The organism is Streptomyces sp. NPDC028635, assembly GCF_040637635.1.
In the GTDB taxonomy this organism is placed as follows: domain Bacteria; phylum Actinomycetota; class Actinomycetes; order Streptomycetales; family Streptomycetaceae; genus Streptomyces.
In genome coordinates, this window is the sequence record NZ_JBEZWX010000013.1 from 61,805 (window position 1) to 82,338 (window position 20,534).

Here is a 20,534-nt window from a genome sequence, read left to right on the forward strand (position 1 = left end):
CCTGGGGGTCGGCGGGGCCCTGTGGGTGGGGGCCCCGCCGGACTCCCGTCAGACCTCTTCGACGCTGCTCGGCTCGCGCCGGGACAGGTCGATACCGAGCTCCTCCGCAGCGCGGAAGACGTCCTCGTCGGTGTCGCGCATCTCGATGGACATGCCGTCCGAGGACAGCACCTCCACGTTGAGGCACAGGGACTGCATTTCCTTGATGAGCACCTTGAAGGACTCGGGAATGCCGGGCTCAGGGATGTTCTCGCCCTTGACGATGGCCTCGTAGACCTTCACGCGGCCGGTGACGTCGTCGGACTTGATGGTCAGCAGCTCCTGGAGGGCGTACGCGGCGCCGTAGGCCTCGAGGGCCCACACCTCCATCTCACCGAAGCGCTGGCCACCGAACTGGGCCTTACCACCCAGCGGCTGCTGGGTGATCATCGAGTACGGACCGGTCGAACGGGCGTGGAGCTTGTCGTCGACCAGGTGGTGGAGCTTGAGGATGTACATGTAGCCGACCGAGATCGGGTCCGGGAACGGCTCACCGCTACGGCCGTCGAACAGCCGCGCCTTACCGGTCGGGAGCACCATGCGCTCGCCGTCGCGGTTCGGGATGGTGTGCTGCAGCAGACCCGCCAGCTCGTCCTCACGGGCACCGTCGAAGACCGGGGTCGCGACGTTGGTGCCGGGGGCGACGGAGTCGGCGCCGATCGCCTGGAGGCGCTGCGCCCACTCGTCGGCGAGGCCGGAGACGTCCCAGCCGCGGCTGGCGAGCCAGCCGAGGTGGATCTCCAGGACCTGTCCCGGGTTCATTCGGGACGGCACACCCAGCGGGTTGAGGATGATGTCGACCGGGGTGCCGTCCTCCAGGAACGGCATGTCCTCGATCGGCAGGATCTTGGAGATGACACCCTTGTTGCCGTGACGGCCGGCGAGCTTGTCACCGTCGGTGATCTTGCGCTTCTGCGCCACGTACACGCGCACGAGCTGGTTCACACCGGGGGGAAGCTCGTCGCCCTCCTCGCGGTCGAAGACGCGGACGCCGATGACCTTGCCGATCTCACCGTGCGGCACCTTCAGCGAGGTGTCGCGCACCTCGCGCGCCTTCTCACCGAAGATCGCGCGGAGCAGGCGCTCCTCGGGGGTCAGCTCGGTCTCACCCTTGGGCGTGACCTTGCCGACGAGGATGTCGCCGGCGACGACCTCGGCACCGATGCGGATGATGCCGCGCTCGTCGAGGTCGGCGAGGACCTCCTCGGAGACGTTCGGGATGTCCCGGGTGATCTCCTCGGGGCCGAGCTTGGTGTCACGGGCGTCGACCTCGTGCTCCTCGATGTGGATCGAGGAGAGGACGTCGTCCTGCACGAGGCGCTGCGACAGGATGATCGCGTCCTCGTAGTTGTGACCCTCCCACGGCATGAACGCCACGAGCAGGTTCTTGCCCAGCGCCATCTCGCCGTTCTCGGTGGCCGGGCCGTCGGCGAGCACCTGGCCCGTGATGACGCGGTCGCCCTCGTTGACGATGACCTTCTGGTTGACCGAGGTGCCCTGGTTGGAGCGGGCGAACTTGGCCAGGCGGTACGTGATGTACGTGCCGTCGTCGTTGGCGGTGGTGATGTAGTCCGCGGAGACCTCCTGGACCACACCGGCCTTCTCGGCCTTGACGACGTCGCCGGCGTCGACGGCGGAGCGGTACTCCATGCCGGTACCGACGAGCGGGGCCTCCGACTTAATCAGCGGAACGGCCTGGCGCATCATGTTCGCGCCCATGAGGGCACGGTTGGCGTCGTCGTGCTCGAGGAAGGGGATCATGGCGGTCGCGACCGACACCATCTGGCGCGGCGAGACGTCCATGTAGTCCACGTCCTCGGGGCCGACGTAGTCGACCTCGCCGCCCTTGCGGCGGACGAGCACGCGGGCCTCGGCGAAGCGCAGGTCGTCGTTGAGCGTGGCGTTGGCCTGCGCGATGACGAAGCGGTCCTCCTCGTCGGCGGTCAGGTAGTCGACCTCGTCGGTGACCTGGCCGTCGATGACCTTGCGGTACGGGGTCTCGACGAAGCCGAACGCGTTGACCCGGCCGTAGGAGGCGAGCGAGCCGATCAGACCGATGTTCGGGCCTTCAGGGGTCTCGATCGGGCACATGCGGCCGTAGTGCGACGGGTGCACGTCACGGACCTCGAAGCCGGCCCGCTCACGGGAGAGACCACCCGGGCCAAGAGCCGACAGACGGCGCTTGTGGGTGAGACCCGACAGCGGGTTGTTCTGGTCCATGAACTGCGACAGCTGGCTGGTGCCGAAGAACTCCTTGATGGAGGCGACGACCGGCCGGATGTTGATCAGGGTCTGCGGCGTGATCGCCTCGACGTCCTGGGTGGTCATCCGCTCACGGACGACGCGCTCCATACGGGCCAGACCCGTGCGGACCTGGTTCTGGATGAGCTCGCCGACGCTGCGCAGGCGACGGTTGCCGAAGTGGTCGATGTCGTCGGTCTCGACGACGATCGTCTGACCGCTGTCACCGACCGTCTCGGTCTCGCCGGCGTGCAGCTTCACCAGGTACTTGATCGTCGCGATGATGTCCTCGACGGTCAGGATCCCGGCGTCCAGCGGGGCGTCCGCGGCCAGCTTCTTGTTGACCTTGTAGCGGCCGACCTTGGCCAGGTCGTAGCGCTTGGGGTTGAAGTAGAGGTTCTCGAGCAGCGTCTGCGCGGCCTCACGCGTGGGGGGCTCGCCCGGACGCAGCTTGCGGTAGATGTCGAGCAGCGCGTCGTCCTGGCCCTGGGTGTGGTCCTTCTCCAGGGTGGCGCGCATGGACTCGTACTCGCCGAACTCCTCGAGGATCTGCTCGGTGGTCCAGCCGAGGGCCTTGAGGAGGACGGTCACGGACTGCTTGCGCTTGCGGTCGATGCGCACACCGACCATGTCGCGCTTGTCGATCTCCATCTCCAGCCAGGCACCCCGGGACGGGATGATCTTGGCGGAGAAGATGTCCTTGTCGGACGTCTTGTCGATGGAGGAGTCGAAGTAGACACCGGGCGAACGGACCAGCTGCGACACCACGACACGCTCGGTGCCGTTGATGACGAAGGTGCCCTTGTTCGTCATGAGCGGGAAGTCGCCCATGAAGACGGTCTGGGACTTGATCTCGCCGGTCTCGTTGTTGGTGAACTCGGCGGTGACGAAGAGCGGGGCCGCGTAGGTGAAGTCGCGGTCCTTGCACTCGTCGATGGAGTTCTTCGGCGGCTCGAAGCGGTGGTCGCGGAAGGTCAGCGACATCGACCCGCTGAAGTCCTCGATCGGGGAGATCTCCTCGAAGATCTCCTCCAGACCGGACTTGGTGGGGACATCCTGACCGTTCTCGAGGGCCTCCTCGACGCGAGCCTTCCACGCGTCGTTGCCGAGCAGCCAGTCGAAGCTCTCGGTTTGCAGCGCGAGAAGGTTCGGAACCTCGAGGGGCTCCTTGATCTTTGCAAAGGAGATGCGCAGCGGGGCGGTGCTGGCAGCGTTGTTCGTATTCGCGGTCGAGGCGTTGCGCGAGGCGGCCAAGAGGGGGTCCTTCCGAGGGCTCGGACTCACTACGCGCGTACCGTCCCCTCCCCCGCGCACAAAGACAGAAGTCCCAGGTCGGAGACGATCTGTCGGTCAGTGCTCGAGTGAGGGCAGACCCCTGGTGACGGGCAGGGGACAGCTAACAGGCAGCGCAAAGGGTCAGTGTAGCCACTTGGCACACTGATGTCCAGTCCCGCATTTCGGAGACCTCACTCTTCCAAACGCCTGCGGCATACCTGCCTTCAACGCACGTTGATACTGCCCTCTTCGCCGTCGATCCATGCCTCGGATTGGATCCTTGTGACGACGCGTCCTGAGAATTGCGCGCTGCGTGCGGTTCGTCAAGGCCCCCCTTGGCCGAACCGGGGCGACCGAGACACGACGAAGATCACCTTACCCCTCGCGAACACAGGTGCAAGGCAGCCCGGGCCGTCCCCCGGGGAACGCCGAAGGGCGACCACCCGGATGGATGATCGCCCTTCGGTGCGTTCGCGTTACAGCCCCAGGGAAGTCGTTCTCACGACCTGGGCCCTGGGAGGCCGCTCATGCGGTCGCGAAGGTCTTACTTGACCTCGACGGAGGCGCCGGCGCCCTCGAGGGCCTCCTTGGCCTTGTCGGCGGCGTCCTTGGCGACCTTCTCGAGAACGGGCTTCGGGGCGCCGTCCACGAGGTCCTTGGCCTCCTTCAGACCCAGGGAGGTCAGCTCACGCACGACCTTGATGACCTGGATCTTCTTGTCGCCGGCACCGGTGAGGATGACGTCGAACTCGTCCTTCTCCTCGGCGGCCTCGGCGGCACCGGCGCCACCAGCGGCACCCGGGGCGGCAACGGCGACGGCCGCGGCGGCGGTGACGTCGAACTTCTCCTCGAACGCCTTCACGAACTCGGAGAGCTCGATGAGGGTCATCTCCTCGAACTGCGCGAGCAGGTCTTCCTGGCTGAGCTTCGCCATGATGGCGGTCCTTCCACTAATTCGGCAGGTGCCGGATGTACGGGGTGAGGCGGGCGTACGTTGGCCCGCTGGCGACACGCGCCGCGATCAGGCGGCGAGCGTCAGAAAGCGAGCCGAATTACTCGGCACCGCCCTGCTCGTCCTGCTTGGCGCGCAGCGCGTCCACGGTGCGGACGAGCTTCGACGGCAGCGCCTGGAAGAGCTGAGCAGCCTGGGACTGCTTGCCCTTGAAGGCACCGGCCAGCTTGGAGAGCAGAACCTCGCGGGACTCGAGGTCCGCAAGCTTCTTGATCTCGTCGGCGGAGAGGGCCTTGCCCTCGAGCACACCGCCCTTGATGACGAGATTCGGGTTGTCCTTGGCGAAGTCACGGAGACCCTTCGCCGACACCACCGGGTCACCGGTGATGAAGGCGACGGCCGTCGGACCAGCGAACTGGTCGTCCAGCGTCGTGATCCCGGCCTCGTTGGCCGCAATCTTGGTCAGCGTGTTCTTCACCACGGCGTACTGGGCGTTCTCACCGAGCGAGCGGCGCAGCGTCTTGAGCTGCGCCACGGTGAGACCGCGGTACTCGGTCAGCACGGCGGCGTTGGAGTTGCGGAACTTGTCCGTCAGCTCCGCAACCGCGGCAGCCTTGTCGGGCCTCGCCATAGAGCCTCGGCCTCCTTCCGGGTGATTCTGACCGCGCGGACCCGAAGGAGGACTGGGGAAAACGAAACGCCCCGGCGCAGGCGCACGGGGCGGACTCGACCGGCAGCACACGCATGTGAACACACACATGCTCCGGGAGTTCTTCCACAGTCACCTGCGCGGGTCGCCCGCATTTTCAGCGGATCCTTCGGCCACCGGCCCCGTTGTTGGGGCACGGCAACGACCAGCGGTCTTTGGCTTCTGTAGGAGAGTACGGGAACGGGTCGCCCTCGAGCAAATCCGCCCGTACGGGTCAGCCCTGCATGGCCTCTTCCATGGCCTTCTTCATCATTTCCTCGAAGGTCGTGACGTCCTTGGCCGGCGGAGCGGTCACCGTCACCGGCTTGTTGACGTCGAGGAAGGTGATCGTCATGTCCAGCGGGCCCTTGTCGGCGTCACCGCGCATGCGGAACTGCTTGGTGTGCTGCTCGCCGTCGATCCACATGTCCATGGTGAACTTGTCGATGCCGAGCTTCTCGTACTCCTTGAGGCTCTCCTGCCGCTTCTCGCGAGCGGCCTGCCCCTGGCCGTTCAGGGAGGCCTTGAGGTCCGCCAGGGTGACCGTGCCGGTGTAGTGCGTCGTGCCGACGCCGTCGACGGTCTCCGTGCCGACCTTCTTCACGTCCTTGGAGCCGGTGAGGAACGTGGACTCCGCCGCCGGGTTCTTCTGGGCCTGGCCGGCCTTCCCCAGCTCGTCCAGGTCCTTGGTGCTCTTGGACATGTCGAACTTGAGCCAGGTCTTGCCGTCCATGTCCTTCGCGGCCTCCTCGCCGCCGTTGACGAACAGCGCCTTGCCGACGAGCCGGATCTCCGTCTCGCCGGCGTCGGCCCCGCCCTCGATCCCCATCTTCATGCTCATGGCGAGCGGCTTCAGGCTCATCGCCGCGTCACCGTGCAGCTTGCCCTCCCCCGGGATGGTGCCGCGCATGCGGTAGTGGAAGGACGTGACCGCGTCGGCGTTCTTCGCGGCCGCCGCGACCGCCGCCGCCGGGGACATCTCCGGCGACTGCGCGTCGCCCTTGCCGCAGCCGACGGCCCCGGCGAGCAGCAGCGCGGCGAGCGTGGCAGCGGGTATGACAGAGGACTTCTTCATGATTTCCCCCCACGTAAGGCACAGCTGCCCCACGGCAGCCCTGCGAGGCTAACGGTAAGGGAGGGGTAAGACACTCGCTTTTCTCAGGGTGCCGTGGTGCCCATGAGCTGCGCGAAGTCCTCGGTGTCGGCCGCCGGGGGGCGTTGCACGGCGACGTGGACGCCGTAGTCGCCGTAGGTGGCCGTCTGGGTCATCGGGCCGCTCTCCAGCGTGGCCTGCTCGGTCTTCCTGACGATCAGGTGGTGGTCGTCGACCCACAGGTCGATGTGCTCACTGCGCACACCGGCGTCGGTGAGCTGCTTCTTCAGGGACGCGTCGGTGAGGGAGGCGACGTCGACCGTGCCCGTGTAGTGCCGGGCGCGGCGGCCGGCGACGGTTTCCTCGCCGACGGCACGGGCGTCACCGGAGGACAGCAGCAGCTTCACGGGCGGCACGGGCGCGGTGTTGCGCAGCTGGTCGCGCAGATAGCTGCCGGAGTCGCCGGGCAGGCCGGCGAGGTCGTCGTAGTCGTAGCGGATCCAGTGCCGGCCGCCGATGCGCCGGGCGAACTCGGCTCCCACGCGCGCGTAGTACGCGTCGGGCAGCAGCCGCGCCTCCATGGTGGTGCTGCCGAGCGCCCGCAGGGGTTCGGCGAGGCTGCCGCCGGTGTAGGTGATGGTGAGCGTGCCGGTGGACCCGCCGGCCCACTCCAGGGTGCCCTCGCTGCGGGTGGACAGCAGCCCGGCCATGACCGTGGTGGAGCTGATCCGCGCCGAGCCGGCCCGGGTGGTGGCCTGTTCCACGGCGCGCAGCGCGGCCGTGGTGCGCGCGTCGGGGTGGCCGGGCGACGCCGTGGGCCGCGGCCGGCCGCCTCCGCCGCCACAGGCCGCCAGGCTGCTCAGTACGGCCGCCACCAGGACCGCCGCGATCCCCCGTCGGATGGTTCTCATCCGTCTCCCTCCGCTCCCCCGCGATCTTCACGCTAACCCGCGTCGGACCGCTTCGGGGGCGGAACGCCCTGGGCCGGGAACGGGAACGGGCCCCGCCCCCTGAGAACAGGGTGCGGGGCCCGGAACCGACTTCGGTGAGCGTCAGGCTCAGACCGCGGCCGGGTCCTCCTCGACGAGGAGGTTGCGGGTGCGGTTCGGGTCGACCGGAATGCCGGGGCCCATGGTGGTGCTGAGCGCGGCCTTCTTGATGTAGCGACCCTTGGCGGCGGACGGCTTCAGACGGAGGATCTCCTCCAGGGCCGCGCCGTAGTTCTCCACCAGCTTGTCGTCGTCGAAGGACGCCTTGCCGATGATGAAGTGCAGGTTCGCGTGCTTGTCGACACGGAACTCGATCTTGCCGCCCTTGATGTCGGTGACGGCCTTGGCCACGTCGGGGGTGACGGTGCCGGTCTTCGGGTTCGGCATCAGACCACGCGGACCGAGCACGCGGCCGAGACGGCCGACCTTGCCCATGAGGTCCGGGGTGGCGACGACGGCGTCGAAGTCCAGACGGCCCTTCGCGACCTCGTCGATCAGTTCGTCGGAGCCGACGATGTCGGCGCCCGCGGCCTCCGCGGCCGCAGCACGGTCACCGGTCGCGAAGACCAGGACCCGGGCGGTCTTGCCGGTGCCGTGCGGCAGGTTCACGGTGCCACGGACCATCTGGTCGGCCTTGCGCGGGTCGACACCCAGACGGAAGGCGACCTCGACGGTCGAGTCGAACTTGGTCGTGGAGGTCTCCTTGGCGAGACGGACGGCCTCGAGCGGGGCGTACAGCTTGTCCCGGTCGACCTTGGCGTCCGCAGCCTTGAGAGCCTTGCTGCGCTTGCTCACGTGATGCTCCTGTGTGTGCTGAGGAGTTGTGGTGCGGGCCGAGCAGGCCCTGCCACTTCTGCTGGAAGGTGGGGTCAGCCCTCGACCGTGACGCCCATGGAACGGGCGGTGCCGGCGATGATCTTCTCGGCGGCGTCCAGGTCGTTGGCGTTGAGGTCGGGCATCTTGGTCGTGGCGATCTCACGGACCTGGTCACGCGTGATCTTCGCGACCTTGGTCTTGTGCGGCTCGCCGGAGCCCTTCTCCACGCCCGCGGCCTTGAGGATCATCTTCGCGGCCGGCGGCGTCTTGGTGATGAAGGTGAAGGAGCGGTCCTCGTAGACCGTGATCTCCACCGGGATGACCCAGCCACGCTGCGACTCGGTCGCGGCGTTGTAGGCCTTGCAGAACTCCATGATGTTCACGCCGTGCTGACCCAGCGCGGGGCCGACCGGCGGGGCCGGGTTGGCGGCACCGGCCTGGATCTGGAGCTTGATGAGCCCCGTGACCTTCTTCTTCTTGGGAGGCATGGCTCTCCGGGTCCTTTCACTTCGGGTCCATGCCCGCCTCCGGGGACCACCCGGACGCAGGCATACCGCACAACGATAACGGGTATAGATGCGCGGCCAAAAACCGTGCAGGTCAGACCGTCCCCCGCGAGCGGGGGCGCCCCCAGTGGAAGCTCGGTCTGACCTGCGCGGAAGCGGTAAGTCCAGAAAGAACTAGTTCTTCTGGATCTGATCGAAGGACAGCTCGACCGGGGTCTCGCGGCCGAAGATCTCCACCAGACCCTTGACCTTCTTGGAGTCCGGGTTGATCTCGTTGATCGTTGCCTGGAGCGTGGCGAACGGGCCGTCGGTGACGGTGACCGAGTCGCCGACCTCGAAGTCCAGCACCTGGACCTCGACCTTGCGCTGCGGCGCCGGCTTGCCCTCGGCCTCGGCGGCCTCGCGGGCGGCCTTGGCCTCCGCCTCGGGGGCGAGCATCTTCACGATCTCGTCCAGCGACAGCGGGTACGGGTCGTAGGCGTTGCCGACGAAGCCGGTCACGCCGGGCGTGTTGCGGACGACGCCCCAGGACTCGTTCGTCAGATCCATCCGGACGAGCACGTAACCGGGCAGCTTGTTCTGCTTGACGGTCTTGCGCTCGCCGTTCTTGATCTGGACGATCTCTTCCTCGGGCACCTCGGCCTGGTAGATGAAGTCCTCGACGTTCAGCGAGACGGCGCGCTGCTCCAGGTTGGCCTTCACGCGCTTCTCGTAACCGGCGTAGGTGTGGATGACGTACCACTCGCCGGGCAGCAGGCGCAGCTCTTCGCGGAGCTTCTCGACCGGGTCGCGGTCGTCCTCGGGCTCGGGCTCCTCGGCCACGGCCTCGGCGACCTCGTCCTCATCGGCCTCGTCGCCGGCGACGGCCTCGTCCTCCTCGTGGAGGGCGGCTTCCTCGGCGGGCTCGCCCGCTTCGAGGTCGGCAGCCTCGGCCTCGTCCAGCTCCTCGTCCGCGCCCTCGACGATGTCGAGCTCGTCGTCGACCGACTCTGCCGCAGTCTCGCTTGGCTCAACGGCGTCGTTCAGGTTCTGGTCAGACACGGTGGCTGCTTCTTCCTGGATACATAGGGGTGGAACACGCGAAAAGGGGCGCCGGATACCTCGGCGCCCTTCGCTTCTGGCTCAGCCGAAGACGTACTTGGCCGCGTGGTTGAGCCCATAGTCAATCACGGTCACCAGGCCGATCATGATGGCGACGAAGAAGATCACCACAGTCGTGTACGACGTCAGCTGGTTGCGCGTGGGCCAGACGACCTTGCGCAGCTCCGCAATGATCTGCCGGTAGAAGGTGGCCAGGCGCTTGAGCGGACCCTTCTTGGCCCGCTTGCCGCCCTTACGGGCCTTCTTCCGACTCTCCGGCGCCTCGTCCTGGGCGTCAGGCGTGTCGATGGAGCCCACGGCGTCCGCCATTAGTCCTCACCTGATCCCGGGTCGTGGCCGTGCCGCGCCCGGTCTGAGCCGCACGGCGGTGCATTGCTGTACGTACATGCGCACACATCCTGGCGAAGGTGTGTGTAGCAGGGCCGGAGGGACTTGAACCCCCAACCGCCGGTTTTGGAGACCGGTGCTCTACCAATTGAGCTACGACCCTTTGGTGTGTCCCCCAACGTACCGCATCCGGCCGGATGCTTGGTGTGCACCGGTTGCGGGCGCGGCTGCTGAAGGCCAACGAGGTGAGAGTGTACGTGGTCCGGAGCGTGCAGTCGAACGGAAAGCGCCCCCGGGGGTGGTTGGTTCTGATGTTCGTGGCCGGAGCCGTGTCGATCACGCCGGGCGTTCCGTCTGACGTTCGGTCGGTGCCCACTGGGTGAAACCGGCGTGCCGGGCGGGTTTCCGGTCTGAAAGCATGGGCCGTATGAGCGCTGCAATCCCTCCCACCGAGCGCCGGGTCTCGGCCCGCATCGGCGCGATCTCCGAGTCCGCCACCCTCGCCGTGGACGCCAAGGCCAAGGCCCTCAAGGCCGCCGGACGCCCGGTGATCGGCTTCGGCGCCGGTGAGCCCGACTTCCCGACTCCGGACTACATCGTCGAGGCGGCCGTCGAGGCCTGCAAGAACCCCAAGTACCACCGGTACACCCCGGCCGGCGGCCTGCCCGAGCTGAAGGCCGCCATCGCCGCGAAGACGCTGCGCGACTCCGGCTACGAGGTCGACGCGTCCCAGGTCCTGGTGACCAACGGCGGCAAGCAGGCGATCTACGAGGCGTTCGCCGCGATCCTCGACCCGGGCGACGAGGTCATCGTCCCGGCGCCGTACTGGACGACCTACCCGGAGTCGATCCGGCTGGCCGGCGGTGTCCCCGTCTTCGTGACCGCCGACGAGACCACCGGCTACCGCGTCTCCGTCGAGCAGCTGGAGGCCGCCCGCACCGAGAAGACGAAGGTCGTCCTCTTCGTCTCCCCGTCCAACCCGACCGGCGCGGTCTACTCCGAGCACGAGACCGAGGCCATCGGCCGCTGGGCCCACGAGCACGGCCTGTGGGTGCTCACCGACGAGATCTACGAGCACCTGGTCTACGGCGACGCCTCCGCCGTGTCGCTGCCCGCGGTCCTGCCCGAGCTGCGCGACAAGTGCATCGTCGTCAACGGCGTCGCCAAGACGTACGCCATGACCGGCTGGCGGGTCGGCTGGATCATCGGCCCGAAGGACGTCGTGAAGGCCGCGACCAACCTCCAGTCGCACGCCACCTCCAACGTCTCCAACGTCGCCCAGGTGGCCGCGCTGGCCGCAGTCTCCGGTGACCTGGACGCCGTCGCGAAGATGCGCGAGGCCTTCGACCGGCGCCGCAAGACGATCGTGCGGATGCTCAACGAGATCGACGGCGTGCTCTGCCCGGAGCCCGAGGGCGCCTTCTACGCCTACCCGTCGGTCAAGCCGCTGCTCGGCAAGGAGATCCGCGGCAAGCGCCCGCAGGACACCGTCGAGCTGGCCGCGCTGATCCTGGAGGAGGCCGAGGTCGCGGTCGTCCCGGGCGAGGCGTTCGGCACGCCGGGCTACCTGCGGCTGTCGTACGCGCTCGGTGACGAGGACCTCGTCGAGGGCGTGAGCCGGATCCAGAAGCTGCTGGCGGAGGCGCGGGACTGACGTCCACGCCGAGCCGGACACGGGCCGCTTCCCTCGGGAGGCGGCCCGTTTCTTCGTGCGAGCAAGACCTCGATCGGGGAAAGAGGTACCGGGACGCCGGGGGCGTGCGGCAGGATCCTGGAATGGAGCGCGTACGTGATCTGTCTGCCCTGCCCAAGGCCCATCTGCACCTGCACTTCACCGGCTCGATGCGGCCCAGCACCCTCCTGGAACTCGCCGACAAGCACGGCGTCCGGCTGCCCGACGCGCTGACCGACGCGCTCGCGAGCGGGGAGTCGCCGCGCTTGCGGGCCACGGACGAGCGGGGCTGGTTCCGGTTCCAGCGGCTCTACGACGCCGCGCGCTCGTGCCTCCAGCAGCCGGAGGACATCCAGCGGCTGGTGCGGGAGGCCGCGGAGGAGGACCTGAAGGACGGCTCCCGGTGGCTGGAGATCCAGGTCGACCCCACGTCGTACGCGCCGCGGCTGGGCGGGCTGATCCCGGCGCTGGAGATCATCCTGGACGCGGTGGAGACCACCAGCCGGGAGACCGGGCTCGGGATGCGGGTGGTGGTCGCCGCCAACCGGATGAAGCACCCGCTGGACGCGCGCACCCTGGCCCGGCTGGCCGTGCGGTACGCCGACCGCGGCGTGGTCGGCTTCGGGCTGTCCAACGACGAGCGCCGGGGCATGGCGCGCGACTTCGACCGGGCCTTCGCCATCGCGCGCGACGGCGGGCTGCTGTCCGCGCCGCACGGCGGTGAGCTGACCGGCCCGTCCTCGGTACGCGACTGCCTGGACGACCTGCACGCCGACCGGCTCGGGCACGGGGTGCGCGCCGCGGAGGACCCGTGGCTGCTGCGCCGGCTCGCCGAACAGGGCGTGACCTGCGAGGTCTGCCCCGCGTCCAATGTGGCCCTCGGTGTCTACGAGAAGCCCGAGGACGTGCCGCTGCGCACGCTGTACGAGGCGGGCGTGCCGATGGCGCTGGGCGCGGACGACCCGCTGCTGTTCGGCTCGCGGCTCGCCGCGCAGTACGAGATCGCGCGCCGGTACCACGCCTTCACGGACGAGGAGCTGGCGGAGCTGGCCCGGCAGTCGCTGCGCGCGACGGCGGCACCGGAGGGGGTCAAGCGGGAGCTGCTGGCGGCGGTGGACGAGTGGCTGGACGGCTGAGGCCGCCGGGTCACTGGCTCATGGAGCCGATCACCATCGGGAACGACGTCTTGTCGAAGATGCCGTTGGCCAGGTTCTGCGGAACGATCTTGCCGTTGACCTTCAGCGTGGGCGTGCCGGTCGCGCCGGACGTGTCGAAGGCCTTCTCGGAGGCGCTGACGAAGGAGCGGTGCTTCATGCCCTTCACCGCCGCGTCGAACCCGGCGCCGCGCAGGCCCGGCACCTGGGACGCCGTCCGCAGCAGGAACGCGTCCGTGTAGCCGTCGACGCTCTCGTCGGGCTGGTGGGCGAAGAGGGCGTCGTGGAGCTCCACGAACCTGCCCGCGTCCAGCGCGGCCCGCAGCGCGTTGGCGGCCTTCTTCGAGCCCTGGCCGCCGAGCTTGTCGTCCAGGAAGGACGCGAGGGTGTACTCGGCCCGGACCTGGCCGGAGCGGACCATCTCGCGCAGGGCCTCGCCACCGCCCTGGGTCTCGAACCGCTCGCAGACCGGGCAGCGCATGTCCTCGTAGACGTGCACGACGGTCTTCGCGTCCGGGGAGCCGACGCGGACGGTGGTGCCGTCGGGCGCGAGGGACTCGGGCAGGTCGGCATCCGTGGCGTAGGTCTGTGCCGGGGCGGACGCCTTCGCCTGCTTGTCGTCGGGCGCGGTGCCGTCGCCGTCCGCCCCGCCCTTCCCGCCGCAGGCCGTCGTGACGGCTCCCAGCAGTACGGCCGCCGCGGCGAGGGCGGCGGCGGTACGGGTGCGGTGCGTGCGGCGGGCGGCGTGCATGGTCGTTCCCCTCGTGGTGCGCGGTCGGGAACGACCCTATGTGATCCCCGCGCTACAGACTGACGCCCACCGTCACCGGTTCGTTGACGAGGGTGATGCCGAACGCCTCGCGGACGCCGGCCACGACCTCGCGGGCGAGGGCGAGGAGATCCTCGGTGGTGGCCTCGCCGCGGTTGGTGAGGGCGAGGGTGTGCTTGGTGGAGATACGGGCGGGGCCGGTGCCGTAGCCCTTGGTGAAACCGGCCTTGTCGATCAGCCAGGCCGCGGAGGTCTTGGTGTGGCCGTCGCCGGCCGGGAAGGCGGGCGGTTCCGTGTCGGCGCCGAGGCGGTCGTGGACGCGGGCGCGGAAGGCCGCGAAGGCGGTGTCCGTGAGGATGGGGTTGGTGAAGAAGGAACCGGCGGACCAGGTGTCGTGGTCGTCGGGGTCCAGCACCATGCCCTTGCCGGCGCGCAGCTTCAGGACGGTCTCGCGGGCCGTGGCGAGGGGGACGCGGTCGCCGGGTTCCACGCCGAGGGCGCGGGCGGTCTCGGCGTAGCGGATCGGGGCGGAGAGGCCGTCGGCGTCCTCCAGCGCGAAGCGGACGCGGAGGACGACGTAGCGGTCCGGGTCCTGCTTGAAGCGGCTGTGGCGGTAGGAGAAGGCGCAGTCGGCGTTGGTGAGGGTGACCGTGCGGTGGGCGCGGCGGTCGTAGGCGATCACTTCGGTGATCGTGGCGGAGACGTCCTGGCCGTAGGCGCCGACGTTCTGGATCGGGGTGGCGCCGGCGGAGCCGGGGATGCCGGCGAGGCACTCGATGCCGGCGAGGCCGGCCTCCACGGTGCGGGCGACGGCGTCGGTCCAGATCTCGCCGGCGGCGAGTTCCAGGGTGGTGCCGTTCAGCTCGACGCCGCGGGTGGCGATGCGCAGGGCGGTGCCGGCGAAGCCCTTGTCTCCGACGAGCAGGTTGGAGCCGCCGCCGATGATCAGCAGCGGGGTGCCGGTCGCGTCGGCCTCGCGGACGGCTTCGATCACCTCGGCGTCACTGCTCGCCGTGAGCAACCGGGTGGCGGGACCGCCGAGCCGGAGGGTGGTGAGGGGGGCGAGGGGGGCGTCGTGTTGTTCGAGCACGCGAGCAAGCGTAAGCCTGCCGGCGGCTTGGCTGGTGGGGGGTGGGGTGGGGGCGGGGGCTTCGGGGGGACTGTGCGGGTTGCGTCGTGGTTGCTCGCGCAGTTCCCCGCGCCCCTTTTTGTGCCTGCGGCGGCCCGTTGCGGTGCGTGGTGGGCTGGTGTCGCGCCTACGGTGCGTTGTGGGTCGGGGCCGGGGCGGGGGGTGTCCGTCCTCGGTCCGGCCGGCCGTCGCTTGATATGGCGCCGTTGCCCGGTGCCGGCCGCTGCGGGCGGACACCCCCCACCCCGTCCCCTTCCCGCCGTACGCGCCTGCGGCCCGGCGCCCCGTCCGGGTCCGGTGCGGGGCGCGGGGCGTGCGGTCCGTTCAGGCGGTCGGTCACCGTGGACACCTAGGGGCGCGGGGAACTGCGCGACCAGCCACAACACACCCGCACAGGCCCTCGCGCCCCCGCGCATCGGGACCGGGGCGGGCGGGCCGTTCAGGCGGTCGGTCACCTTAGACACCCAGGGGCGCGGGGAACTGCGCGACCAGCCACAACGCACCCGCACAGGCCCTCGCGCCCCCGCGCATCGGGACCGGGGCGGACGGTCCATCCCATGGCCGACGGCCACCACCACCCCCCAGGGGCGCGGGGAACTGCGCGACCAGCCACGACGCACCCGCACCCCTAGTGGCAACGTCAGCTTGCCGATGGTGACAAGGTGCGCGGTGTCTCCAGCGTCGGGTGGTCCGGCGTGGTGCGGTGGCTTCGGGGGATCAGCAGGGTCGCCACTCCCGCCAGGGCGACGACCCCCGCCCCCGTGAACACCGCCGGCCGCAGCCCGTCGACGAAGGACTGGGCCGACTCGTAGCCGCCCTGCGCCGAGAAGATCGACGACATCACGGCGATACCGAGCGCACCCCCGACCTCCCGCAGCGCGTTGTTCGCGCCGGAGGCGATGCCCTGCTCGGTGGCGCGGACGCTGGACATCACCAGATGGGATGCCGGGGCGAAGAAGAGGGCCATCCCGATGCCGCTGAGGATCAGTCCCGGCAGCTGCGAGGCGTACGACGCGTGGTCGGTGGACGCGGCGGCCAGGTAGCCGAGCCCCGCGGCCTGGAGGAAGAGGCCCACCGCGACGACCGGCCGGCCGCCGACACGGTCGGCCAGGATGCCCGCGACCGGCGCGACGAGCATCGGCATGCCGGTCCACGGCAGCATCCGCAGCCCCGCCTCGGTGGGCGAGTAGCCGAGCACGCCCTGCATGTACTGGCTGAGCAGGAAGATCGACCCGAACATGCCCAGGAACATCAGCATGCTCGCCGCGTTGATCCCGGAGAACGCCCGCGAGCGGAACAGCCGCATCGGCAGCATGGGGTTCTTCGCTCGCGTGCCGTGCAGGACGAAGCCGGCCAGGAGCGCGCCGCCCGCGATCAGGCCGAGCAGGACGAGGGAGCTGGTCCAGCCGTCCGCCGGCCCGCGGACCAGGCCGTAGACGATCCCGAAGAGGCCGCCGCTGGCGAGGAGCGTGCCGGGCGCGTCGAGCGGCGCCCCGGTGCCGTAGGACTCGGCGAGGCGGAGCCGGGCGAGGGGCAGCAGGGCGATGCCGAGGGGGACGTTCAGCCAGAAGATCCAGTGCCAGGAGATGTGCTCGGTCAGGCTGCCGCCGATCAGCGGCCCGGAGGCGACGGCGAGGCCGTTCACCGCGCCCCAGATGCCGTACGCCATGCCGCGCTTGGCGGCGGGTACGGCGGCCGTGAGCAGGGTGAGGGTCAGCGGCATCATGATCGCCGCGCCCACGCCCTGGACCGCCCGCGCGGCGATCAGCGCGCCGATGCCGGGCGCCATGGCCGCGGCCGCGGAGGCGACGGTGAAGACGGTGACGCCCACCTGGAAGAGCCGGCGGCGCCCGAAGCGGTCGCCGAGGGCCGCACCGAACATCAGCAGGACGGCGAAGGTGAGCGTGTACGCGCTGACCGTCCATTCGAGGTCGCCCAGCCCGCCGCCGAGGTCCTCGCGGATCGAGGGCAGCGCGGTGGTGACGACGAGGTTGTCGAGGGCCGCCATGAATCCGGCGACGCTGGTGATGACCAGGGCCCAGGCGGTGCCCCGGGTGGTGGGTTGTGACATCTCTCCCCCAGGGAGTTCGTTAGTTAGTGATTACTAAGTTTTGTGGGTGCGGGAAGGCCGGCCCCTGGGGGCCGCTTCCTTCAGTCCGCCGGGCGGCCGGGCAGCGCCAGCCCCGACCACACGCGGTGGTCGGCCGGGAAGCCCATCGCCACCAGGCAGTTGAGTAGCATGCCGTGCGCCATGAAGCTCGTCGTCTCGCCTGCGTCCGCTCCGAGGGAGAGGTGCACGGCGTCCCACAGCCGCACCCAGCCCTGCCGTACGACCTCACCGAACTCGTGATCGCCGTCGGCCTCGGCGGCCGCGACCGCGAGGTAGGTCTGCATCTGCATCATCAGCCGCTCGGGCTGCTCGGCGGTGACCCGCCGGTAGGCCCGGCCCATGGCGGCGACGGCCTCCTCGCCCTGCAGCCCTTCGGCCGCCTCCTCGAAGGTCCGGATGGTGTCCTCGATGCAGCGCTGGGCCGCGGCGAGGAAGATAGCCCGCTTGCCGGGGAACAGCCGGAAGAGATACGGCTGCGACACCCCGACCCGCTTGGCGATCGCCTCCGTGGAGGTGCCGTGGTATCCGCCCCGGGCGAACTCGGCGGTCGCCGCCCGGATGACGCTCTCCCGGCGCTCTTCTGCGCTCATCCTGACCATGGGTAGTAAGTTAGTGGTCAATTACTAACTAAGTCAAGCGGTCGGGCATGGGGGGTGATGCGTAAGGGGCGCTCGCTCAGGGGGAGCGCCCCTTACGGGACTGGTGCGGCGTGAGTGGCTCAGGCGAGGCGGACCACGGCACGGGACATGCCGAGGACCTTCTGGCCTGCGCTCTTCGCCAGGAGGTCCACGCGCACGGTCTGGTCGTCCAGCTTGGCGGCGACCTTGGCGCTGACCTCGATCGTGGCGCCCTGGTCGTCGTTGGGCACGACGACCGGCTTGGTGAAGCGGACGCCGTACTCGACGACCGCGCCCGGGTCGCCGGCCCAGTCGGTGACCACCCGGATCGCCTCGGCCATGGTGAACATGCCGTGGGCGATGACGTCCGGGAGGCCCACTTCCTTGGCGAACCTCTCGTTCCAGTGGATCGGGTTGAAGTCCCCGGAGGCGCCCGCGTACTGCACGAGCGTGGCGCGGGTCACGGGGAAGGACTGGGCCGGCAGCTCGGTGCCGACCTCGACGTCGTCGTAAGCGATCTTCGCCGCCATGAGTCGCGTCACACCTCCTCGGCCGCGCGGGCCACGAGCTTGGTCCAGGCGGTCACGACGTGCTCCCCGGCCTCGTCGTGGACCTCGCCGCGGACGTCCAGGATGTCGTTGCCCGCCATCGACTTGATCGCCTCGATGGTCGAGGTGACCGTGAGCCGGTCACCGGCCCGCACCGGGCGCCGGTAGGCGAACTTCTGGTCCCCGTGCACCACCCGGCTGTAGTCCAGGCCGAGCTGCGGGTCGGCGACGACCTGCCGGGCGGCCTTGAAGGTGATGGCGAACACAAAGGTCGGCGGAGCGATCACATCCGGGTGGCCGAGCGCCTTGGCGGCCTCCGGGTCGCTGTACGCCGGATTGGTGTCCCCCACCGCCTCCGCGAACTCCCGGATCTTCTCCCGGCCCACCTCGTAGGGCTCGGTGGGCGGGTAGGTCCGCCCCACGAAGGACTGGTCGAGCGCCATGGCCCGGCACCTCCTGGTGTGAATCACTCCTGGTGTGAACAACGAACGTTCGCCGCAGTGACGAAACGACGCGAGGCCGCCCCCCAGTGTCTCGGGGGCGGCCTCGTGTACGAGCCTGATTTATCGCGTTTCGCGGTGCGCGGTGTGCGCGTTGCAACGCGGGCAGTGCTTCTTCATCTCAAGACGGTCCGGGTTGTTACGCCGGTTCTTCTTGGTGATGTAGTTCCGCTCCTTGCACTCCACGCAGGCCAGCGTGATCTTCGGGCGGACGTCGGTGGCAGCCACGTGAGTGCTCCTTGATGAACGGTTGCTAGAGATTAATGCACATGAAGAGTAGCCGATCGACGGACCGACCCACCAATCGGCTACTGAAGTAGCGGTGACCGGACTTGAACCGGTGACACAGCGATTATGAGCCGCTTGCTCTACCGACTGAGCTACACCGCTGCGGTGTGATCGAATCCCGCCTTGCGACGAGAACCTCTCTCACCAGAGCCCCAAAACGGAATCGAACCGTTGACCTTCTCCTTACCATGGAGACGCTCTGCCGACTGAGCTATTGGGGCGAGCGAGGAAGACATTACACGGTCGCCCGCCGTTCGCCCAAATCCGATTCCTCCGGCCCCCTCAGCGGCCCCAGCAGCCCCTCCCGCACGCGGACCACACCGGTACGACTATTGCGCTCCTCCCTGACGTGCGGGGGAAGCCACCCTAGGCTCGACCCACTCTGTGTGATCTTGCGCCGCCGCGCGCGGTCCGACGAGCCCCTGGAGCGCGATGCCCGACAGTCAGCCGACGCAGTCGACCCCGTCCTCGGGACCTGCCGACCCGGGCCTGCTGCTGTGCGGAGCACGGCTCACCGACGGCCGGCGGGTCGACGTACGGCTGTGCGGCGGGCGCATCGAGGCGGTCGGCACCGCGGGAAGCCTCGCGGCCGAGACCCGGTGCCGCGGCACGCGCGTGGACCTGCGCGGCTACCTGCTGCTGCCGGCCCCGGCCGAGCCGCACGCCCACGCCGACACCGCCCTGTCGGCCGACGGCGACGGCCCGGCCTCGTCCGACCCCGAGGACGTCCAGCGACGCGCCACCGAGGCCGCGCTCCTCCAGCTCGGCCACGGGGCGACCGCCCTGCGCGCCCACGTGCGCGTGGGCGACGTTCAGGGCCTCGGCGCGCTGGGCGCGGTGCTGCAGGCGCGGCGGGCGCTGCGCGGGCTCACCGAGCTGACGACGGTGGCCGTACCGCGCGTACTGACGGGACGGGCCGGGGCCGACGGGCTGGCGATGCTGCGGGACGCGATGAAGATGGGCGCCTCGGTCGTCGGCGGCTGCCCCGACCTCGACCCGGACCCCACGGGCTATGTGGAGGCGGTCCTGGACGTCGCCTCCGAGCACGGTTGCCCCGTCGACCTGCACACCGACGCCGCCGACCCGGCCCGTCTGGCCCGGCTCGCGGCCATGGCGGGCGGCCTGCGCCCGGGCGTCACGCTCGGTCCGTGCGGCGGCCTGGACCGGCTGCCCACGGAGGCGGCCGCGCGCACCGCGGACCAGCTCGCCGCGGCCGGTGTCGCCGTCGTCTGCCTGCCGCAGGGCGGGTGCGCGGGCGCCCAGGGCCGCGACACGGCGCCGGTCCGTCTCCTGCGCGCCGCAGGCGTCCAGGTGGCGGCCGGCAGCGGCGCGCTGCGGGACGCCGCCAACCCGGTCGGCCGCGGCGACCCCCTGGAGGCCGCCTATCTGCTGGCCTCCCGCCACGGCCTGCGCCCCGAGGAGGCGTACGACGCCGTCAGCGGCTCCGCCCGCGCGATGCTCGGCCTGCCCGAGGTGCGGGTGGAGGCGGGCTTCCCCGCCGAACTGCTGGCCGTGCGCGGAGACGGCCTCGCCGCGGCCCTGTCCCTGGCCTACAGCCGCATCGTGATCCACCGGGGCCGGGTGGTGGCCCGCACCAGCGCGGTCAGGGAGTTCTGCGACTCGACGGCGGCGGACCTGGATCTGCCCCGCCAGGGCCGCACCGAGCTGTCCTGACACCCGCCGCGCAGGACACTCAACCGCCGGACGGGGGACACCGGCG

19 protein-coding genes and 3 tRNA genes are annotated in these 20,534 nt (G+C 69.8%); 3 read left to right on the forward strand and 19 right to left on the reverse strand.

What is annotated here, in order from left to right:
• Positions 1-48: 48 nt before the first annotated feature.
• The 10 genes from rpoB to AB0E88_RS16715 all read right to left on the reverse strand — a co-directional run bounded on the left by rpoB (position 49) and on the right by AB0E88_RS16715 (position 10,190).
• Positions 49-3,534 (reverse strand): DNA-directed RNA polymerase subunit beta, encoded by a 3,486-nt coding sequence (rpoB, locus tag AB0E88_RS16670; protein ID WP_361630593.1) that lies wholly within the window; start codon positions 3,532-3,534, stop codon positions 49-51.
• Between the two features lie 565 nt (positions 3,535-4,099).
• Complete coding sequence (gene rplL, locus AB0E88_RS16675; RefSeq protein WP_361630596.1) at positions 4,100-4,489, reverse strand: 50S ribosomal protein L7/L12; 390 nt, start codon at positions 4,487-4,489, stop codon at positions 4,100-4,102.
• A gap of 118 nt (positions 4,490-4,607) precedes the next feature.
• The gene (gene rplJ, locus AB0E88_RS16680) at positions 4,608-5,138 is read right to left on the reverse strand and encodes a 50S ribosomal protein L10 (RefSeq protein WP_361630599.1); all 531 of its coding nucleotides are present in this window, start codon (positions 5,136-5,138) and stop codon (positions 4,608-4,610) included.
• 292 nt (positions 5,139-5,430) lie between these two features.
• Positions 5,431-6,270: a DUF1396 domain-containing protein gene (locus AB0E88_RS16685; protein ID WP_361630602.1), complete on the reverse strand. Its 840-nt coding sequence runs from the start codon at positions 6,268-6,270 to the stop codon at positions 5,431-5,433.
• 83 nt (positions 6,271-6,353) lie between these two features.
• Complete coding sequence (locus tag AB0E88_RS16690; RefSeq protein ID WP_361630605.1) at positions 6,354-7,199, reverse strand: hypothetical protein; 846 nt, start codon at positions 7,197-7,199, stop codon at positions 6,354-6,356.
• Positions 7,200-7,346: 147 nt separating this feature from the next.
• Positions 7,347-8,072, reverse strand: a complete 726-nt coding sequence (gene rplA / locus AB0E88_RS16695) for a 50S ribosomal protein L1 (RefSeq protein WP_361630608.1) — start codon at positions 8,070-8,072, stop codon at positions 7,347-7,349.
• 74 nt (positions 8,073-8,146) lie between these two features.
• The gene (gene rplK, locus AB0E88_RS16700) at positions 8,147-8,581 is read right to left on the reverse strand and encodes a 50S ribosomal protein L11 (RefSeq protein ID WP_006130605.1); all 435 of its coding nucleotides are present in this window, start codon (positions 8,579-8,581) and stop codon (positions 8,147-8,149) included.
• 192 nt (positions 8,582-8,773) lie between these two features.
• Positions 8,774-9,640: a transcription termination/antitermination protein NusG gene (gene nusG, locus AB0E88_RS16705; RefSeq protein ID WP_361630611.1), complete on the reverse strand. Its 867-nt coding sequence runs from the start codon at positions 9,638-9,640 to the stop codon at positions 8,774-8,776.
• Between the two features lie 81 nt (positions 9,641-9,721).
• Positions 9,722-10,009, reverse strand: a complete 288-nt coding sequence (secE, locus tag AB0E88_RS16710) for a preprotein translocase subunit SecE (protein WP_361630614.1) — start codon at positions 10,007-10,009, stop codon at positions 9,722-9,724.
• A 108-nt stretch (positions 10,010-10,117) separates the two neighbouring features.
• A tRNA-Trp gene (locus tag AB0E88_RS16715) sits at positions 10,118-10,190 on the reverse strand.
• A 264-nt stretch (positions 10,191-10,454) separates the two neighbouring features.
• On the opposite strand from AB0E88_RS16715, the gene AB0E88_RS16720 reads away from it, so the two are divergent.
• Together AB0E88_RS16720 and AB0E88_RS16725 are read left to right on the forward strand one after the other, a co-directional pair.
• Positions 10,455-11,681 (forward strand): pyridoxal phosphate-dependent aminotransferase, encoded by a 1,227-nt coding sequence (locus AB0E88_RS16720; protein ID WP_361630617.1) that lies wholly within the window; start codon positions 10,455-10,457, stop codon positions 11,679-11,681.
• 122 nt (positions 11,682-11,803) lie between these two features.
• Positions 11,804-12,835: an adenosine deaminase gene (locus tag AB0E88_RS16725; RefSeq protein WP_361630620.1), complete on the forward strand. Its 1,032-nt coding sequence runs from the start codon at positions 11,804-11,806 to the stop codon at positions 12,833-12,835.
• Between the two features lie 10 nt (positions 12,836-12,845).
• Here the strand turns inward: AB0E88_RS16725 and AB0E88_RS16730 are convergent, their stop codons facing one another.
• From AB0E88_RS16730 to AB0E88_RS16770, 9 genes are all read right to left on the reverse strand, one after another.
• On the reverse strand, positions 12,846-13,604 hold the full coding sequence (locus AB0E88_RS16730; protein ID WP_361630623.1) for a thioredoxin domain-containing protein: 759 nt from the start codon (positions 13,602-13,604) through the stop codon (positions 12,846-12,848).
• 52 nt (positions 13,605-13,656) lie between these two features.
• Entirely contained in the window at positions 13,657-14,712 is a 1,056-nt protein-coding gene (locus AB0E88_RS16735; protein ID WP_361630626.1) for a UDP-N-acetylmuramate dehydrogenase, read from the reverse strand.
• 679 nt (positions 14,713-15,391) lie between these two features.
• On the reverse strand, positions 15,392-16,822 hold the full coding sequence (locus AB0E88_RS16740) for an MFS transporter (RefSeq protein WP_361630629.1): 1,431 nt from the start codon (positions 16,820-16,822) through the stop codon (positions 15,392-15,394).
• An 80-nt stretch (positions 16,823-16,902) separates the two neighbouring features.
• Entirely contained in the window at positions 16,903-17,460 is a 558-nt protein-coding gene (locus AB0E88_RS16745; RefSeq protein ID WP_361630632.1) for a helix-turn-helix domain-containing protein, read from the reverse strand.
• A gap of 119 nt (positions 17,461-17,579) precedes the next feature.
• A complete protein-coding gene (locus AB0E88_RS16750; protein ID WP_361630932.1) occupies positions 17,580-18,008 on the reverse strand; it encodes a MaoC family dehydratase in 429 nt (142 codons plus the stop codon).
• An 8-nt stretch (positions 18,009-18,016) separates the two neighbouring features.
• Entirely contained in the window at positions 18,017-18,469 is a 453-nt protein-coding gene (locus tag AB0E88_RS16755; RefSeq protein WP_361630635.1) for a MaoC family dehydratase N-terminal domain-containing protein, read from the reverse strand.
• Positions 18,470-18,589: 120 nt separating this feature from the next.
• On the reverse strand, positions 18,590-18,754 hold the full coding sequence (gene rpmG / locus AB0E88_RS16760) for a 50S ribosomal protein L33 (RefSeq protein ID WP_003948671.1): 165 nt from the start codon (positions 18,752-18,754) through the stop codon (positions 18,590-18,592).
• Positions 18,755-18,843: 89 nt separating this feature from the next.
• Positions 18,844-18,916, reverse strand: a tRNA-Met gene (locus tag AB0E88_RS16765).
• 46 nt (positions 18,917-18,962) lie between these two features.
• Positions 18,963-19,035: transfer RNA gene (locus AB0E88_RS16770), tRNA-Thr, on the reverse strand.
• A 211-nt stretch (positions 19,036-19,246) separates the two neighbouring features.
• Between AB0E88_RS16770 and AB0E88_RS16775 the strand changes: the two genes are divergently transcribed.
• Positions 19,247-20,488, forward strand: coding sequence for an amidohydrolase family protein (locus tag AB0E88_RS16775; protein WP_361630638.1), 1,242 nt, complete (start codon positions 19,247-19,249; stop codon positions 20,486-20,488).
• Positions 20,489-20,534: the final 46 nt, after the last annotated feature.

Coding starts and splice junctions, on each gene's coding strand:
- rplL (WP_361630596.1), bottom strand. CDS start 4,489: ATGGCGAAGCTCAGCCAGGAAGACCTGCTCGCGCAGTTCGAGGAGATG.
- rplJ (WP_361630599.1), bottom strand. CDS start 5,138: ATGGCGAGGCCCGACAAGGCTGCCGCGGTTGCGGAGCTGACGGACAAG.
- AB0E88_RS16685 (WP_361630602.1), bottom strand. CDS start 6,270: ATGAAGAAGTCCTCTGTCATACCCGCTGCCACGCTCGCCGCGCTGCTG.
- AB0E88_RS16690 (WP_361630605.1), bottom strand. CDS start 7,199: ATGAGAACCATCCGACGGGGGATCGCGGCGGTCCTGGTGGCGGCCGTA.
- rplK (WP_006130605.1), bottom strand. CDS start 8,581: ATGCCTCCCAAGAAGAAGAAGGTCACGGGGCTCATCAAGCTCCAGATC.
- secE (WP_361630614.1), bottom strand. CDS start 10,009: ATGGCGGACGCCGTGGGCTCCATCGACACGCCTGACGCCCAGGACGAG.
- AB0E88_RS16720 (WP_361630617.1), top strand. CDS start 10,455: ATGAGCGCTGCAATCCCTCCCACCGAGCGCCGGGTCTCGGCCCGCATC.
- AB0E88_RS16725 (WP_361630620.1), top strand. CDS start 11,804: ATGGAGCGCGTACGTGATCTGTCTGCCCTGCCCAAGGCCCATCTGCAC.
- AB0E88_RS16730 (WP_361630623.1), bottom strand. CDS start 13,604: ATGCACGCCGCCCGCCGCACGCACCGCACCCGTACCGCCGCCGCCCTC.
- AB0E88_RS16740 (WP_361630629.1), bottom strand. CDS start 16,822: ATGTCACAACCCACCACCCGGGGCACCGCCTGGGCCCTGGTCATCACC.
- AB0E88_RS16745 (WP_361630632.1), bottom strand. CDS start 17,460: ATGGTCAGGATGAGCGCAGAAGAGCGCCGGGAGAGCGTCATCCGGGCG.
- AB0E88_RS16750 (WP_361630932.1), bottom strand. CDS start 18,008: ATGGCGGCGAAGATCGCTTACGACGACGTCGAGGTCGGCACCGAGCTG.
- AB0E88_RS16755 (WP_361630635.1), bottom strand. CDS start 18,469: ATGGCGCTCGACCAGTCCTTCGTGGGGCGGACCTACCCGCCCACCGAG.
- AB0E88_RS16775 (WP_361630638.1), top strand. CDS start 19,247: ATGCCCGACAGTCAGCCGACGCAGTCGACCCCGTCCTCGGGACCTGCC.